We start from the raw sequence: 15,747 nt of genomic DNA, 5'->3' as shown, positions 1-15,747 counted from the left end.
TTCTAACATAAAATTGTTGTTTTTTTTGATTTATTTAATACGTATTGAGTGCTTATTGTGTTGAAATGGTTTTGATTTGGGTTTTATTTTATGAAATTAATAATAATTTTGAACACCGAAGTAAAGTATAATTTTCTTTCAAATGTTATTATTAATCAAAATAAATTATATCAAAATGAGTAAAATTCTATCCTCTTTAGTAGACACATATTTCTATCTGCTAAGCATTCAAAAATGGAAAGTTGAAGTTTCTGATCCTAGCAAAGTAGGTCATCTGATTTTGTTAAATGGAAATACTGCGGATGCAAAAATAATTTGTCGAAACACAGTAAATTTTTCTTAGATGAGAACCAGACAATATATTGTACTTAAGTTATTAAGTATTCTTACTGTTGCTCTAATACTTGCATCTTGTAATGCTATTGCTCCTGCTCCGTTTCCTTACAAACAGGACTTCAGTGCTGATAATGGAAATTTTACTTTTGTAAATACTGCACAAACAAATAAATGGGAGTATGGCAACGCTGCGGGAAATCCTGCCCGCGCTATCTATATTTCCAATACAAATGGAGGTACAAATGCATATAATACTGGTTCTGCCAGTATTGTTCATACTTATAGAGATATTGTTATTCCTGCAGGAACAACAATTACTGTTTTATCCTTCGATTGGAGAGCAGCAGGAGAAAATGATCAGGATTATCTTACAGTATGGCTTGTGCCAAGTTCTTTTACTCCGGTAGCAGGAACAGGTATTACAGCAGGGGCTGGAAGAATAAAAGTAGGTACTAGTTTCAATGCACAGTCTACATGGCAGACTTATACCAATTCAAATTTGAATTTAAGCAGTTTTGCAGGGACGAATCTTCGGTTAGTATTTGAATGGAGAAATAATAATAACAGTGGAATTCAACCGCCAGCTGCTGTGGATAATATTTATCTTGGAAGGTGTTTTCTCCCTACACCAATGCCTGTAACTTTAATAACATCTACTACTGCACAGCTGAATTGGTTGGCTCCAGCTCTGCCTCCAAATGGATATGAATATTATCTGACAACAACAAATATTCCTCCTGATCAGAATACAGCGGCTACAGGTGCTTCCAATGTTGTTTTAGCAAGCTTATCTCAGCTGTTGCCGAATACTACTTATTACTGGTGGATACGTTCTGTGTGTGGGGCTAATAAAAGTCTCTGGGTCTCTGGAGGGAATTTTAAAACATTAGATTGTAATGCTGTTCTTCCAATAGTTACTGTGGCTGGTATGACTCATAATTCCGCTTCTGTACAATGGCCTATGAATAATGGGGTAGGAGAGTATCAGATAAGATACAGACCTGTCGGAACTTTAAACTGGATAGTGACCAATCAGGCGGCAGCTTTACCTCCACAGGTAATGAATACTTTTAATATGGCTAATTTATTACCCGCTACATTATATGAAGTTGAGATTGCAGGAATCTGCAATGGAATAGCGGGAGTTTATTCTCATAATGAGTTTGTAACAAGGTGTGATCCGGCTCCTCCAAATGTAATGGTGAGTAATATTACATCAACGTCTGCGTTGATTGAATGGTCGCCGGTTTCGACAGGTTCTACCTATGTAATGAGATGGAGAGAAGTAGGAACAGCATTATGGAACCAGGTACCGTTGCCAGTACCTCCTGCCAGTACTTTTAATCTTACAGGTTTAAGTGCCAATAAAACATATGAAGTACAAATTGCGAATCAATGTGTTGGAAGTACGGTTATAAATCCATATTCTAATCCTAAAGTATTTACTACACAAAGGATGTGTGAAAATCCACCTTCGGGATTAACAATTACTCAATTGCTTCCTACATCGGCAGCGATTCAATGGGATCCGTACCCAGGAGCGACTTACGTTCTTAGATATAGAAAAGTGGGAATTCCAAGCTGGACAGAAGTACCATCATTAGTTAATAACCTTGTATTAACAGGTCTTACAGAATTAACTAAATATGAAATGCAGGTGGTGAATATCTGTAACGGTACACCAGGAAACCATACTCCTCCATATTACTTCACAACTCCTACAATAATTTACTGTCAGATGCATTCAGGAAGTTCTACAGGTGAGCATATTTCTAAAGTTACTGTGAAGCCTGCCGGTAAGAAAACAATAGAGAATGATTCAGGAGCATCAACGTATACAGATTATACAGGAGTTCCTAAAACATTCATCGAGATGATTCAGGGATCAACTGACAATGAGATCATCATCGAAAAGAAATGGACAGGAATTACTTACAACGAGGGAATCGCAGTATGGATTGACTTCAACAGAAACGGAGAGTTTGATATCAATGAAAGAGTATTTACTTCTTTACCAAATTCAGACAGCCCTGTATCAGGTAAATTCAATGTTCCTGCTGATGCTTTTATAAGTATGACAGATCACAAATATGTAGTGATGAGAGTAGCAATGGAAAGAGACGGTATCCCAGTAAACTGTACTAACATCAAAAACGGAGAAGTAGAGGACTATAAAGTGGTCATTCAAAAAAAGCAGGTACCTAATTCACTTGATCAGAATGAAGTTCTGATTTATCCGAATCCGGTAAGAACTTTGTTATATGTAAAAAATATTAGTAGAAAGGCTAATTATAAGCTATATAATGTTTCCGGCCAATTTATATCAGGTGGAATAATAGTAAATAATAAGATTGATATGAGTAAACTGATCAACAGTGTTTACGTAATATATATTGAAGATAATGGAAATACCATCCAAAAGAAATTTATAAAGGAATAAACTAAAGCCCTCAGAAAATGAGGGCTTTTATTTTTAGTGAGAAGAAATCTTAAAGAATATCTTATTCAATAGCAAAGATTACTTTCTCAGTCTGTTCTTTTAATTCTTCCAGATTGGTATTGTTGTAGATGATACAATCTGCCATTTTAATTTTATCCCTTTCGGGCATCTGTTTTTCCATAACAGCCTCTACCTCACGATAGGTTTTATTATCTCTGTCCATTACTCTCTTAGCTCTGATATTATCCTCAGCTGTTACCAAAAGAGATTTATAACATTGTCTGTTAAGTTTTAATTCAAACAATAATGCAGTTTCTTTGAAAACCAAATATTTGCTTTGCTTCTTAACCCAATTTTCAAAATCGATTCGTACAGCCGGATGTATGATTTCATTCAATTGCTGGAGCAGATCATTATTGTTGAAGACCTTACTGGCAACAAATTTTCTGTCATACAACCCGTTTTCATCATAAGCATCTTCACCAAGAAGTTCCTTAATCTTTATTTTCAGATCTTCACTCTCATTGACGATTGCCTTTGCTCTGTCATCGGAGTAATATACAGGAAATCCGAATTCCTCTATAAAGCGGGCTACTGTAGTTTTCCCGGAGCCGATTCCGCCTGTTAAACCAATGATCTTGGGTGCTGGTTCCGGTTCAGCTTGTTGTGTTTCTGAATGTAATTCTTCCATGATTTAAAATTAATATCCAAAAACATCATTAAAGGTAAACGTCTCATCAAGTCTTACCCCTTTATCGGTCATTTTAAGACTTGCAAGCTCATTATGAGCATCATGTTCAAAGAACAGTAAATATTCGTTATCTACACACTGCTTCAGGAATTTTCCTTTCTCTTCCATTGTTAAAAGAGGTCTGGTATCATATCCCATCACATATACCGGGTTGATATGTCCTGCTGTAGGAATAAGATCTGCCGCAAAAACGACTGTTTTTTCCTGGTATTGAATGACCGGAAGCATTTGTTTTTCTGTATGTCCATCCACAAAGATGACGTCCATCTTCAGATCCGGAGCAAAACCATAATTTCCGGTAGTAGGAAGAGGCAGAAAGTTAAGCTGACCGCTTTCCTGTATCGGCATAATATTTTCTTTCAGAAAACTTGCTTTTTCTCTCGCATTAGGTTCTGTAGCCCATTGCCAGTGATTTTCATTGGTCCAGAAATTGGCATTTTTGAAAGCAGGTCTGTATCCGGTTCTGTCATCATTCCATTCTATAGCACCGCCACAATGATCGAAGTGAAGATGGGTAAGGAATACATCCGTAATATCTTCCTTTATAAAGCCGTATTTCTTTAGATTTTTATCAAGAGTATCATCTCCAAAAAGAGAATAATGTCCGAAAAATTTATCATCCTGCTTATTACCAAGACCGCAGTCTACCAGGATTAGTTTTTTTCCGTCTTCAATAAGTAGGGAACGTGTTCCCAGTTCTATTAGGTTTTTTTCGTCTGCAGGGTTTGTTTTTTCCCACAGACTCTTCGGGACGACTCCAAACATAGCACCGCCGTCCAGTTTAAATTTTCCACATTGTATTGGATATAACTTCATATGTATATTTTGATTATTTCTTTATTACTTTCATTTTCTCCGCAATCTTTCTTGCGTTATCATCAGAGCCCTCAAGATGGTTGATAATGCTGTCATAATCAACTTCTTTTCTGTTCTGAGAAAGTTTTTGTTTGATAAATATTTCGTTAGGAATTATTTTAATGCCGAAAGCACCTTTCATTTCCTTTTCCACAAATTCTTTTCCCATATCCTTCACCATCATTGGACATTGCTGAAATTTTTCATATTTGGATGTTAATTTGTCCAAATGAGCATAAAGTTCATCATGATTCATCAGTTTAATCTTACCGTAGATCTGTACTGCTTCATAATTCCAGGTAGAAACATTAATATGATCGTACCAGCTGCTGGAAATATAAGTATGAGCCCCTAAAAAATCACAAAGAACTTCATCTCCGTTTTTTAAGGTTTTCGCTTGTGGATTGGCTCTCGAAATATGAGTTTCAATATAAGCATTTTCCGGATCATCTTCATTTAACATCATCATAGCATGAGTCGCCCGGATTTTGTCAACAGAAGAAATCAGTAACGCAAAAGAATTTTCTTTGATGATCTCTCTCATCAAATTGTAATCTTCGCTTCTGTATAATTTGGGTATAAACATAAACTAATAAACTCTCATTAACCTTAACCTTTAGACCTTGAACTAAAAAAGTTCTCCTGGATTTTTAGGTCTGGTAATATTTAAATGCTTGTAAGCCTTGTCTGTAACTTCTCTTCCTCTCGGAGTTCTGATAATAAATCCTTCCTGAATCAAAAACGGCTCATAAACTTCCTCCAGTGTTTCAGGATTTTCAGCAATAGATGTGGCCAAAGCAGAAATACCAACCGGCTTTCCTTTGAAGTTTTCAATCATGACACGCATGATCTTATTATCCATTTCATCCAATCCAAATTCATCCACATTGAGAGAGTCCAGTGCATATTTTGTAATATTGATCTCAATTTCACCATTCCCTTTGATCTCCGCAAAATCACGTACCCTTCTCAGTAATGCATTGGCAATTCTTGGGGTTCCACGGCTTCTTCTTGCAATTTCTATCGCTGCATCTTCATAAATAACAACTCCCAAAACTCTTGCACTTCGTTGGATAATCATTGACAAAAGTTCAATAGAATAATATTCCAGTCTGCTTTGAATCCCGAATCGGGCAAGCATAGGTTTGGTAAGCATTCCACTTCTTGTAGTGGCTCCTACTAAGGTAAAAGGATTCAGCCCGATCTGCACACTTCTGGCATTAGGACCTGTTTCCAGCATAATATCAATCTTATAATCTTCCATTGCAGAATACAGATATTCCTCTACAACAGGAGAAAGACGGTGAATTTCATCAATGAAAAGAACATCATTCTCTTCCAGATTGGTCAATAAACCAGCTAAACTGCCGGGTTTATCCAACACAGGACCGGAAGTAATCTTACAGTTTACTCCAAGCTCATTGGCAATAATGTTGGCCAAAGTGGTTTTACCAAGTCCCGGCGGACCGTGCAATAAAACATGATCTAAAGCTCCGCCACGTCTTTTTGCAGCGGTAACAAAAACTTCAAGGTTCTCCAGCGTTTTTCTCTGTCCCGCAAAATCTTTAAAGCTCTGGGGACGGATCTGCTCTTCCTGCATCAGCTCCTCGCGTGAGTAGTTTTCCTTATCTGGATGTAAAAAATCTGGCATTAATTCATTTCATTTACCTCAAAGATAGCAAATTTAGACTAAGGTTGAAGGGCAGATTGAGAAAAGGTTAAGATTGATGATGAGTTTAAGACAAGGTAAAAAATGAGAACCGCTAAGATTTAAATAATTGGGATATTTTAAGTAATTTTGAGAGGAGAAATTATTCATAAAAATTATTGAAATTTTGATTGTTTAGAAGGAAGGCTCTGATGATAAATGAATCAGCCTCAATCTGAACATTAGCATTAACTTTAAACTAATGAAATTAATAGGACCATTTAAGCAGGTGGTAACGCTTGCTAACTTACCATTAAGAGGAAAACTTTCCGATGAACAAATTGAAATTATTGTAGACGGAGGAATTGTAATAGATCAGAATACTATTCAGAAAGTTGGAAATTTTGAAACATTAAAAACAGAAAACCCTACCATAGAAATCGAAAACATCGAAGGAGAGCAGATTGTTCTTCCTGCTTTTGTAGACTCACATACCCATATTTGTTTCGGAGGCAACCGCGCTAATGATTTTGCGATGCGTAATGCAGGGAAAACCTATCTGGAAATTGCTGAAAGCGGTGGTGGAATCTGGAGTTCTGTACAGCATACAAGAAACGCATCAGAAGAAGAATTACTTAAAACTTTAGTGGAAAGAATCAATTTTTTGATTGATTTAGGAATTACAACCATTGAAGTCAAGAGCGGCTACGGTCTGGATGTGGAAAACGAGCTGAAAATGCTTAGAATTATTAAAAAAGCACAGAATGAAACTAAGGCTACTTTAGTTCCTACCTGTCTTTCGGCTCATTTAAAACCTAGAGACTTTGAAGGAAGCAATCCTGAATATCTTGACTATATCATTACCGAAATTTTACCAAAAGTAAAAGAAGAAGAATTGGCGAACAGAGTAGACATTTTTATCGAAAAGTCTGCATTTCAGCCTGAAGAGAGTAAAGAATTCTTACTTAAAGCAAAAACATTAGGTTTTGAAATTACCGTTCATGCAGATCAGTTTACGCCAGGGAGTTCAAGAATTGCAGTAGAAGTGGGAGCGAAGTCTGCAGACCATTTAGAAGCAACGATTGATGAGGATATCGAATTTTTGGCAAAGTCTGATACCGTAGCAACAGCGCTTCCCGGAGCAAGTTTAGGACTAGGGGAAAAATTTACTCCCGTAAGGAAATTATTAGATGCAGGAGCTATTGTTGCCATTGCAAGTGACTGGAATCCGGGATCAGCCCCAATGGGAAATTTAATTACCCAGGCATCTATCTTAGCAACTTTTCAGAAACTAACTACTGCTGAAGTGTTGGCAGGAATGACTTTCCGTGCAGCATACGCACTTAATCTGGAGGATAGAGGACAGCTTGAAGCGGGGAAAAAGGCAGATTTTGTCACTTTCAAAACCAATAATTTCCAAAATGTACTGTATAATCAGGGAAGCTTAAAAGCCGAACTTGTTTATATTGATGGGAATAAAAATTAAAAATTAACCATACTTTGTTATTCAATGAGCAGATTTTCAATGTCAGCTAATTGAATACATACAATAGGCAAATGACTGAATAAATGAATAATATTTGGCAAGGCAGATTGGACGGAGAAGAACTTCTCCATCACAGAATATTTCAAAGAGTAAAAGAAGAACGTAATTACGATAATATCGCAGCGGATGACTTTGTACTGCATGGTTTTGCTGTAGATGAAGGTGTAAGGCGAAACAAAGGTCGTCAGGGAGCTAAGGATGCACCTGATGTGATCAGGAAAAATATGTCTAATTTTCCGGTCATTCTTCCTGATTTTTCAATGCTGGATTTTGGAAATATTACCTGTGACGACGGTAATCTGGAAAATACACAGAACAATCTTGCCAAAAATGTTTCAAAAGTCCTTTTAAAAGGTGGAAAATCTCTTGTCCTAGGCGGAGGCCATGAAGTCACTTATGCGCATTATTTAGGAGTCAAAACAGCTTTTCCGGAGCAAAAAATAGGGATTATTAATCTTGATGCTCATTTTGATAACAGGCAGCCGGAAAAAGGAGTAGGGGCGAGTTCAGGTACCGGATTCTGGCAGATTGCTCAGGAAGGTCCTATTAATTCCCTGCATATTGGGATTCAGAGAAACTCCAATACGCTAAAGCTTTTTGATACTGCGCATCAATACAGAATGAAATATATCCTGGCCGATGAACTGTTTTTTGAAAATCTTCCATCCATCTATCAGCGTATTGATGAACTATTGGATACTGTAGATTATGCCTATCTTACAATTTGTATGGACGTCTTTAATGCATCAATCGCTCCCGGAGTTTCGGCTGCGGCGTACAATGGAATCTTTGCGGATCCTACCTTCATGCATTTTTACAGACATATCTTAAAAAATAAAAAACTGGTTGCAATGGATGTGGCAGAAGTTAATCCTTCTTTTGATATCCAGGACCGAACAGCAAGACTGGCAGCATGTCTTGTGAATGAATGGCTAATGATGTAAGATAAAGTTATATTCTTCCGATAGAGAAAATCATTATTTTATTGACCCTTAAGGAATGGAATTTGCTAATTTCACCGTGCTTTTAAAATAAAAGCGCTCATAAATTCATTAGCTGAATTTAAAACAGAATTTATATTATGGAACAATTAATTGAAAGCAAGCTTATTAAAGCAGATAAAGCGTTTTCAGTGTGGAGAAAAGTGCCGTTTGAGGAAAGGCAGAAGTTAATTGCAAAAGCAGCAGAAATTTTAAAGAATAATTCAGAGAAATTTGGTAGAATAATTACAACGGAAATGAATAAGCCCATTTCAGAATCAATAGCTGAAGTGGAAAAGTGTGCTTTAATGATGAATTATTATGCCGCTGCTGATAATATTTTAAAACCTGAAAAAGTAGAATCTGAATTTGCTTATTCCGAAGTTCATTATGCTCCGAAAGGGGTTATTTTAGGAGTAATGCCATGGAATTTTCCTTTCTGGCAGGTATTGAGATTTGCTACTCCAGCAATTTTGGCTGGAAATACAATAGTTTTGAAGCATGCTTCAATTTGTTTCGGAAGCGGAAATGCCATTGAAGAAGTTCTTTTGGAAGCAGGTTTTCCGGAAGGAATTTTTCAGAATCTTGAAGTGGGACATAAAGCAGTGAAGGAAATCCTTGAACATGATGCTGTAAGAGGTGTAAGTCTCACAGGGAGTGGAAAAGCTGGAGGAGAAGTAGCTTCAATAGCTGGTTTAAATATCAAAAAATCTTTGCTTGAATTAGGCGGAAGTGATGCATTTATCATTTTTGATGATGCTAATCTGGAGGAAGCTGCAAAAGCTGGGGTAAAATCCCGCCTCCAAAACTGTGGACAAACTTGTACTGCAGCAAAAAGATTTATCATTGAAGAAAAGATCGAAAATGAATTTCTTCCTATATTCATTGAAGAATATAAAAAATATGAAATTGGAGATCCTTTAGATAAAGAAACAAAATTGGCAGGAATGGCAAGACCGGACCTTGCTGACGAGTTGGAAGCTCAATTCAACAGAGCATTGGAAAATGGAGCAGAAATTATTATTCCTCTGGAAAGAATTTCAGAAAATGAATTTCAGCCAGGTTTAATCAGAGTTCAGGAAGGAAATCCGATTTTAAAGGAAGAACTTTTTGGACCTCTCGGTATGGTTATGATTGCAAAAAATGATGAAGAAGCTTTACAAATGGCTAATGATATTCCTTTTGGGCTTTCCAATTCCGTATGGACTGCAAATAAAGACCGCCAGTTATTCTTCATTGAAAACCTTGAATCAGGAACTGTCAATATTAACAGAATGACAAGCTCTGATCCGCGTTTTCCGTTCGGAGGATCAAAAGCTTCAGGATATGGAACTGAATTGTCTCTATTGGCTTTAAAAGAATTTGTAACAGCTAAGACGATTGTAGGTAATTAAAAGTACAAAATGTCATTCCGAGGAACCTCAGAGATTCTTCACTTCACTCCGTTTTGTTCAGAATGACAAAATTATTATATATAAAAATAAAAAACTCCCGGAAATGATTTCCGGGAGTTTTTTTATATGCTTTTACAAAAAGTAATTTTGCTTATTGCTTATACTGTTGTCAATCTCAGCGTATTCGTTTTTCCACCTTCATATGATGGAGTAGCATTGATATTGATTACAAAGTCTCCGGTTTCAATATAACCGTAGTTATGTGTCAGCATATTTACCTGAATGATTGTTTCATCAGTAGATTTTTTCATATCATAATAATATGCATGAACACCCCAAAGAAGGTTCAGCATGGTAATAACTCTTTTGTTACCACTATATACAATGATATGAGAATTTGGTCTGTGTGCTGCAAGCTGGAAAGCAGTGTATCCGGAGTGAGTAAGCGTCACAATAGCAGAAACGTTTGTTGTTTTAGCAATTCTTACTGCTGCAAGACAAACCCTGTTTGTAATGAATCTCTCATCAATACAGTTATAATCTTTTTCGATAGGCTCATTTTTGTGTTGGTAAAAATGAGTGGTCTCGATATTTTTTACAATTTTAGCCATATTTTCTACCACCTGTACCGGATATCTACCTACAGAAGTTTCTCCTGAAAGCATTACGGCATCAGCCCCATCCAATACAGAGTTGGCAACGTCATTCACTTCCGCTCTTGTAGGTGTTAAACTATTAATCATAGTTTCCATCATCTGGGTAGCGATGATTACAGGCTTAGAATAGAATCTTGCTTTTTCTACCAGATTTTTCTGAATTGCAGGAACTTCTTCCATTGGAACTTCTACTCCAAGGTCTCCACGAGCTACCATTAGTCCATCACACTCAAGAAGGATTTCATCAATATTTTTAACCCCTTCAGGCTTTTCAATCTTCGCAATAATCGGAGTCTTGAATTTACCATTTGGATGGTTTGCAATTAATTCTTTCAGGTCAATGATATCCTGTGCGTGACGTACAAAAGAAAGAGCAATCCAGTCAACCTCCATGTCAAGCATGAAATTAGCATCCTGAATATCCTTTTCTGTCAAAGCAGGAAGAGAAACATTCGTATTAGGTAGATTAACTCCTTTTTTAGAACTTAACGGACCTCCTTGAATGGTTTTTGCTTTTACAGTATCTATTTCATTGGTTTCGATAACTTCTAACATTAGTTTTCCATCATCAATAAGGATTCTTTCTCCTACTTTTACGTCTTGTGGAAACTGTTGGTAAGTCATATACACCTTAGTGGAATCTCCTTCCATCTTTTCATTGGTGAAAGTAAGAATATCACCTGGATTCAGGTAAGATCCTTCCTTTACAACTCCCACTCTCAGTTTAGGCCCCTGAAGATCTCCCAGGATTCCCACTGAATAACCATACTCGCTGTTTAGCTCTCTAATTATTTCAATATTTTTTCGAACTAAGTCGTAATCTGCATGGGAAAAATTTATTCTGAAAATATCAACACCTGCCTTCATTAAATCTAACATTACCTCCTTCGACGATGAAGCAGGCCCTAGTGTTGCGATAATTTTTGTCTTCTTTAAATACTTATTCATAATACTGGATAATTTGATAAAGTTCTTCATCAGAACTCAGTGTATAATCTTGAATTGGAAACACAAGATTTTCAGGGAGCAAAATTACGGAAAAATCAGGAAACTGTTCCGAACTATGCAGAATATATTCCACATCTACCTGATTATTTAATAAAAATTTAATGTTTTCTTCTTCTGTAAAGAGTTCGGTCTGAACTTTTTTTTGCTTACTTTCAGAGGATTTATTGGAAATAAAGGTGAAACAAGTCTTGGAAAACTTGTGGTAGGCCTCAAATCTTGGAAAAAAGTAATCATAATATCCTCCATGAAAGACAAGATCTTTTTTTCTTGAAAAACTGAGGTTGTTCGCTTGATTTATTTTGTAAAAAAACTCATGAGCAGGTATATCTTTTGCTAATCTTACCAATCCTATGGCAATATCTTCAAATTCTATATCATCAAGATCATAAAGTTTTTGAATTTCCAAGTATATTTTCTTTTTTATTTAAAATATAAAATGCCCTTTGTGCTGCTTTTTCCTCTGCTTTTTTCTTGGAAGTTTCCGTTGCATTGGCAATTTTTCCTTCACCCAGCCAAACGTGACATCGGAATACCACAGATTTATTTGCCTGTATTTCTTCGCAGGTTTCGTACTTTATATTGACTTTCTTCTTTTGGCTCCATTCAAGCAGGAGACCTTTATAGCTTACAATTTTGTTTTCAAGCTTATTGATTTCAGAAGGGGTCAGCAATTTTTCCAAAATAATCCTTTTACAGGTATCATAATGGAAGTCTAAATAAACGGCACCGATTAGAGCTTCGAATAAATTTCCGGAGATATTTTCGCCCAAAGCGGAAGAACTGTTTTGCTTTTGCAAAAGGTTGATAAGCTTGAGGTCTTCTCCTAATTTATTGAGATTTTTCCTATTAACAATCTTAGATTTCATCTGTGTCAGATATCCCTCATTGGCTTGAGGATAGGTCTGGAACAAATGACAAGAAATAATTGTACCCAAAACAGAATCTCCCAAAAATTCAAGCCTTTCGTAATTGCTGTCTTGATTTTTAGAAGAATTTTTCAAAGAAAAAGCCTCGCGGTAAAGAGCGATATTCTGCACCTCTGTACCTAAAACTTTTTTAAGTTCGGTACTGAGAAAATATTCTCTCTCCGTTAATTGTCTTTTTCTTTTTTTGAGAAGGAATTTAGAAAAGTATTTCTGTAACTCCATTCATTGAATTTAGATTTTCTTAAATAGAACGCAAGCGTTATGCCCGCCAAATCCAAAAGTATTGCTCATGGCTACTTTTACATCTTTCTTCACAGCTGTGTTAAACGTAAAGTTTAGTCTGCTGTCAATATTTTCATCATCAGTAAAATGGTTGATGGTAGGAGGAACAGTACCATGAATAATAGTTCCCAATGCAGCGATAGCTTCAATAACACCTGCAGCACCAAGAAGGTGACCTGTCATTGATTTTGTAGAATTAATCTGAATGTCGTAAGCATGCTCGCCTAATAATCTTGAGATTGCATTGGATTCTGCGATGTCTCCTAATGGAGTAGAAGTACCATGCATATTGATATGATCTACTTCATCAGCAGTTAAACCTGCATCTTCCAGGCAACTCTTCATTACCAGATAAGCACCAAGGCCTTCAGGATGTGGAGCGGTCATGTGATGTGCATCAGCACTTAAACCTCCACCTAATAATTCTGCATAAATTGTAGCACCACGTTTTACTGCGTGCTCATATTCCTCAAGAATAATACATCCTGCTCCTTCACCTAATACAAATCCATCTCTGTCTTTGTCGAAAGGTCTTGAAGCGGTTTTAGGATCATCATTTCTTGTAGAAAGTGCCATCATTGCATTAAATCCACCGACACCACTTGCTGTTACGGCTGCTTCAGAGCCTCCACATACAATAACGTCTGCTTTTCCTAATTGGATCAGCATTTTGGAATCAATTATAGCGTTTGCTGAAGATGCACATGCAGATACAGTAGTGTAGTTAGGTCCATGGAAACCGTATTCAATAGAGATGTGTCCTGGAGTGATATCCGCAATCATTTTAGGGATAAAGAACGGGTTAAATCTCGGGATTTCCGTATTGGCCCATCCTAACACTTCAGTTTCAAAAGTCTCTAAACCTCCGATTCCGGAACCCCAAATTACCCCAACTCTGTTTTTGTCTACATTGTCTTCAATAATTCTGGAATGTGCTACTGCTTCTTTGGCAGCAACAAGTCCCAGTTGGGTATTTCGGTCCATTTTTTTAGACTCTTTCTTATCGAAATGCTGTAATGGATCGAAACCTTTAACTTCGCAAGCGAACTTCGTTTTAAAGTTTGTGGCATCAAAAAGAGTAATCGGAGCGGCACCGCTCTCACCTTTCACAAGATTTTCCCAGTATTCTTTTGCATTATTTCCGATTGGCGTTATTGCTCCAAATCCTGTTACAACTACTCTTTTTAATTCCATAAACTTTGTTTAATTTCTTTTTTGTTGAAGAATATTATTTATTTACTACTTCTTCGATGTAAGCGATAGCGTGTCCTACAGTAGTAATTTTTTCAGCTTGGTCATCAGGGATCTGAATGTTAAATTCTTTTTCAAATTCCATGATTAACTCAACTGTATCTAGTGAATCAGCTCCTAAATCGTTAGTGAAGCTAGCTTCAGGAGTTACTTCTGTTTCTTCAACGTCAAGCTTATCAGCGATGATAGCTTTTACTCTTGATGCAATGTCTGACATAGTAAATTATTTTTTTAATTGTTAGATGGTGCAAATATATAAAATTCTTTACGATAAAACATTTTTTTAGCCTTTTTTGTGGGCTAGAAGCTTTCATTTTAAATTATACCGCTTTAGTCTTTTAGTTTTCAGAGGGTTATATTCGGTGGAATGATGGATGAAGAAACTGTACTTTATATTTATATATACTAATCAATTTTTTTGAGGAAAAGAATATCTTGATTTAAGCAAGAGTTTATTTGATAATGATATTTATTAAGAAAATAATGATGCTTTTTTTTATATCGGGGCTTATTCTGATTATGATACCTCTATGAAAAATAAAAATCCCTCATTATTAAAATAGAGGGATTCTTTGAATTAAAGTTTATGATCTTAATTTTAGAAATTAGTTATTCTTTAACTTTGACATAATAAAGAAGACCAAGCATATCTGGAACCCGCATCATTAGTGTGTCGTTCTTTTTAAAGAATGAATATGTTTGTTCATCATAGTAGTTACTAGTTTTTGATCTCGTAGTTATTTTAAATTTGTAGTTTTCGTTTGATGAATATTCATTTTCTATTGCTATTACATTCGTTTTGTCTTTCGATTGATTTATCATATCGTTGAAGCTTTTATTTTCAGTGATAAAATCATCATTGGTGAATTTAAAGTCTTGGCCCGTTGGTGAATCCCTGAATATCCACTTTCCCTTTATCCATGCTGGAGGATTAAAATGTTTAGTTTGGGAAAGAGTTGTAGGTTCTTGTTCAGTATCGTTTCCTGAACAACTTAAAGTTAATAGTAATATACTTAGAAGAGGTAATAATAGAAATTTCATGAGTTAATGTTATTATTCTACCCAAAGAAAGTGTAGTTGTTATTAGTCTGATTAATAAGGTATTAATTATTATTTAATAGTATTGGGGTAAATATAAGAATTTCGGTTAATACTTTAACACTGAAACAAAAAAAACCGCTTTAAGTTTAATTTAAGCGGTTTTTAAGTGGAGTTGGAGGGATTCGAACCCTCGTCCAAACAAGCAATACATAAGATTTCTACATGCTTATTCTACCATTGGTTTTCGACTGAAGGCAGAGGGCAGACACCCAACTTCCAGCTTATCTTCTAAAGTTTTCGAATTTTAGCCGAAGCATCTAAAATCTTATTCCTGCATTCCTATATCTCAGGATCAAACGCCGCAGAACAGAGCATTTGTGAGATATCTTGCTTCCTTACTATCTTCAGGAAAACGCTTGATCTACTATACTTCGATATTAAGCTGCAAGAGCGAACTCTTCGTTGCCAGTTAAAGTTTTGTAGCAAGGGATTAAAGAGATCGCGCCACGGTTCTCTGCATGCTTACTTACCCATTGGTCTTGCTGTCGAAACCAGTCAACCCCGTAAATAAAGTGAATGCAAAGGTAATGCTTTTTGTTTACATTTCATTAATATGGGTGTTTTTTATGAGAG

The 15,747-nt window shown here is 36.1% G+C and carries 14 protein-coding genes and 1 other RNA gene; 4 read left to right on the top strand and 11 right to left on the bottom strand.

The window, feature by feature from the left end; genetic code table 11:
• The first annotated feature begins 343 nt into the window (after positions 1–343).
• Positions 344–2,776: a fibronectin type III domain-containing protein gene (locus FW780_RS11350; RefSeq protein WP_149833664.1), complete on the top strand. Its 2,433-nt coding sequence runs from the start codon at positions 344–346 to the stop codon at positions 2,774–2,776.
• Between the two features lie 61 nt (positions 2,777–2,837).
• Here FW780_RS11350 and coaE read toward each other — a convergent pair whose 3' ends face one another.
• The 4 genes from coaE to ruvB are packed head-to-tail and all read right to left on the bottom strand — an operon-like array spanning position 2,838 to position 6,033.
• The gene (gene coaE / locus FW780_RS11345; protein WP_149833663.1) at positions 2,838–3,467 is read right to left on the bottom strand and encodes a dephospho-CoA kinase; all 630 of its coding nucleotides are present in this window, start codon (positions 3,465–3,467) and stop codon (positions 2,838–2,840) included.
• 9 nt (positions 3,468–3,476) lie between these two features.
• On the bottom strand, positions 3,477–4,343 hold the full coding sequence (locus tag FW780_RS11340) for an MBL fold metallo-hydrolase (RefSeq protein ID WP_149833662.1): 867 nt from the start codon (positions 4,341–4,343) through the stop codon (positions 3,477–3,479).
• A 13-nt stretch (positions 4,344–4,356) separates the two neighbouring features.
• Positions 4,357–4,968: an FMN-binding negative transcriptional regulator gene (locus tag FW780_RS11335; protein ID WP_149833661.1), complete on the bottom strand. Its 612-nt coding sequence runs from the start codon at positions 4,966–4,968 to the stop codon at positions 4,357–4,359.
• Positions 4,969–5,010: 42 nt separating this feature from the next.
• On the bottom strand, positions 5,011–6,033 hold the full coding sequence (ruvB, locus tag FW780_RS11330; protein ID WP_149833660.1) for a Holliday junction branch migration DNA helicase RuvB: 1,023 nt from the start codon (positions 6,031–6,033) through the stop codon (positions 5,011–5,013).
• A 259-nt stretch (positions 6,034–6,292) separates the two neighbouring features.
• Here ruvB and hutI point away from each other — a divergent pair, with 259 nt between their 5' ends.
• The 3 genes from hutI (at position 6,293) to FW780_RS11315 (ending at position 9,950) form a co-directional block, all read left to right on the top strand.
• Positions 6,293–7,516 carry an imidazolonepropionase gene (gene hutI / locus FW780_RS11325; RefSeq protein WP_149833659.1) on the top strand — a complete coding sequence of 408 codons (1,224 nt, stop codon included), beginning with the start codon at positions 6,293–6,295 and terminating at the stop codon, positions 7,514–7,516.
• An 83-nt stretch (positions 7,517–7,599) separates the two neighbouring features.
• The gene (hutG, locus tag FW780_RS11320; protein WP_149833658.1) at positions 7,600–8,520 is read left to right on the top strand and encodes a formimidoylglutamase; all 921 of its coding nucleotides are present in this window, start codon (positions 7,600–7,602) and stop codon (positions 8,518–8,520) included.
• A gap of 137 nt (positions 8,521–8,657) precedes the next feature.
• Positions 8,658–9,950, top strand: coding sequence for an aldehyde dehydrogenase family protein (locus FW780_RS11315; protein WP_149833657.1), 1,293 nt, complete (start codon positions 8,658–8,660; stop codon positions 9,948–9,950).
• A 158-nt stretch (positions 9,951–10,108) separates the two neighbouring features.
• Here FW780_RS11315 and pyk read toward each other — a convergent pair whose 3' ends face one another.
• The 7 genes from pyk to ssrA all read right to left on the bottom strand — a co-directional run bounded on the left by pyk (position 10,109) and on the right by ssrA (position 15,677).
• Complete coding sequence (gene pyk / locus FW780_RS11310; RefSeq protein WP_149833656.1) at positions 10,109–11,554, bottom strand: pyruvate kinase; 1,446 nt, start codon at positions 11,552–11,554, stop codon at positions 10,109–10,111.
• Entirely contained in the window at positions 11,547–12,020 is a 474-nt protein-coding gene (locus FW780_RS11305) for an IPExxxVDY family protein (protein WP_149833655.1), read from the bottom strand. Before FW780_RS11305 ends, pyk begins: the two co-directional genes overlap by 8 nt.
• Positions 11,998–12,762, bottom strand: a complete 765-nt coding sequence (rnc, locus tag FW780_RS11300; RefSeq protein WP_149833654.1) for a ribonuclease III — start codon at positions 12,760–12,762, stop codon at positions 11,998–12,000. Before rnc ends, FW780_RS11305 begins: the two co-directional genes overlap by 23 nt.
• Before the next feature lie 9 nt (positions 12,763–12,771).
• Positions 12,772–14,016 (bottom strand): beta-ketoacyl-ACP synthase II, encoded by a 1,245-nt coding sequence (gene fabF, locus FW780_RS11295; protein WP_047425151.1) that lies wholly within the window; start codon positions 14,014–14,016, stop codon positions 12,772–12,774.
• A gap of 34 nt (positions 14,017–14,050) precedes the next feature.
• Positions 14,051–14,290, bottom strand: a complete 240-nt coding sequence (locus FW780_RS11290; RefSeq protein ID WP_002976354.1) for an acyl carrier protein — start codon at positions 14,288–14,290, stop codon at positions 14,051–14,053.
• Between the two features lie 392 nt (positions 14,291–14,682).
• Entirely contained in the window at positions 14,683–15,114 is a 432-nt protein-coding gene (locus FW780_RS11285; RefSeq protein ID WP_149833653.1) for a hypothetical protein, read from the bottom strand.
• Positions 15,115–15,278: 164 nt separating this feature from the next.
• Positions 15,279–15,677: a transfer-messenger RNA gene (gene ssrA / locus FW780_RS11280) on the bottom strand.
• Between the last annotated feature and the right edge of the window lie 70 nt (positions 15,678–15,747).

Source organism: Chryseobacterium sediminis (assembly GCF_008386505.1).
GTDB classification, from domain to species: Bacteria; Bacteroidota; Bacteroidia; order Flavobacteriales; family Weeksellaceae; genus Chryseobacterium; species Chryseobacterium sediminis.
The sequence above is the reverse complement of the archived record's forward strand: the minus strand, read 5'-3'. Positions and strand labels throughout refer to the sequence as shown.

Excerpts from the sequence above, each read along its gene's own strand:
- FW780_RS11340 (WP_149833662.1), bottom strand. The coding sequence starts at position 4,343 with ATGAAGTTATATCCAATACAATGTGGAAAATTTAAACTGGACGGCGGT.
- FW780_RS11315 (WP_149833657.1), top strand. The coding sequence starts at position 8,658 with ATGGAACAATTAATTGAAAGCAAGCTTATTAAAGCAGATAAAGCGTTT.
- FW780_RS11350 (WP_149833664.1), top strand. The coding sequence starts at position 344 with ATGAGAACCAGACAATATATTGTACTTAAGTTATTAAGTATTCTTACT.
- hutI (WP_149833659.1), top strand. The coding sequence starts at position 6,293 with ATGAAATTAATAGGACCATTTAAGCAGGTGGTAACGCTTGCTAACTTA.
- FW780_RS11335 (WP_149833661.1), bottom strand. The coding sequence starts at position 4,968 with ATGTTTATACCCAAATTATACAGAAGCGAAGATTACAATTTGATGAGA.
- coaE (WP_149833663.1), bottom strand. The coding sequence starts at position 3,467 with ATGGAAGAATTACATTCAGAAACACAACAAGCTGAACCGGAACCAGCA.
- fabF (WP_047425151.1), bottom strand. The coding sequence starts at position 14,016 with ATGGAATTAAAAAGAGTAGTTGTAACAGGATTTGGAGCAATAACGCCA.
- FW780_RS11290 (WP_002976354.1), bottom strand. The coding sequence starts at position 14,290 with ATGTCAGACATTGCATCAAGAGTAAAAGCTATCATCGCTGATAAGCTT.
- rnc (WP_149833654.1), bottom strand. The coding sequence starts at position 12,762 with ATGGAGTTACAGAAATACTTTTCTAAATTCCTTCTCAAAAAAAGAAAA.
- FW780_RS11285 (WP_149833653.1), bottom strand. The coding sequence starts at position 15,114 with ATGAAATTTCTATTATTACCTCTTCTAAGTATATTACTATTAACTTTA.
- ruvB (WP_149833660.1), bottom strand. The coding sequence starts at position 6,033 with ATGCCAGATTTTTTACATCCAGATAAGGAAAACTACTCACGCGAGGAG.
- hutG (WP_149833658.1), top strand. The coding sequence starts at position 7,600 with ATGAATAATATTTGGCAAGGCAGATTGGACGGAGAAGAACTTCTCCAT.
- pyk (WP_149833656.1), bottom strand. The coding sequence starts at position 11,554 with ATGAATAAGTATTTAAAGAAGACAAAAATTATCGCAACACTAGGGCCT.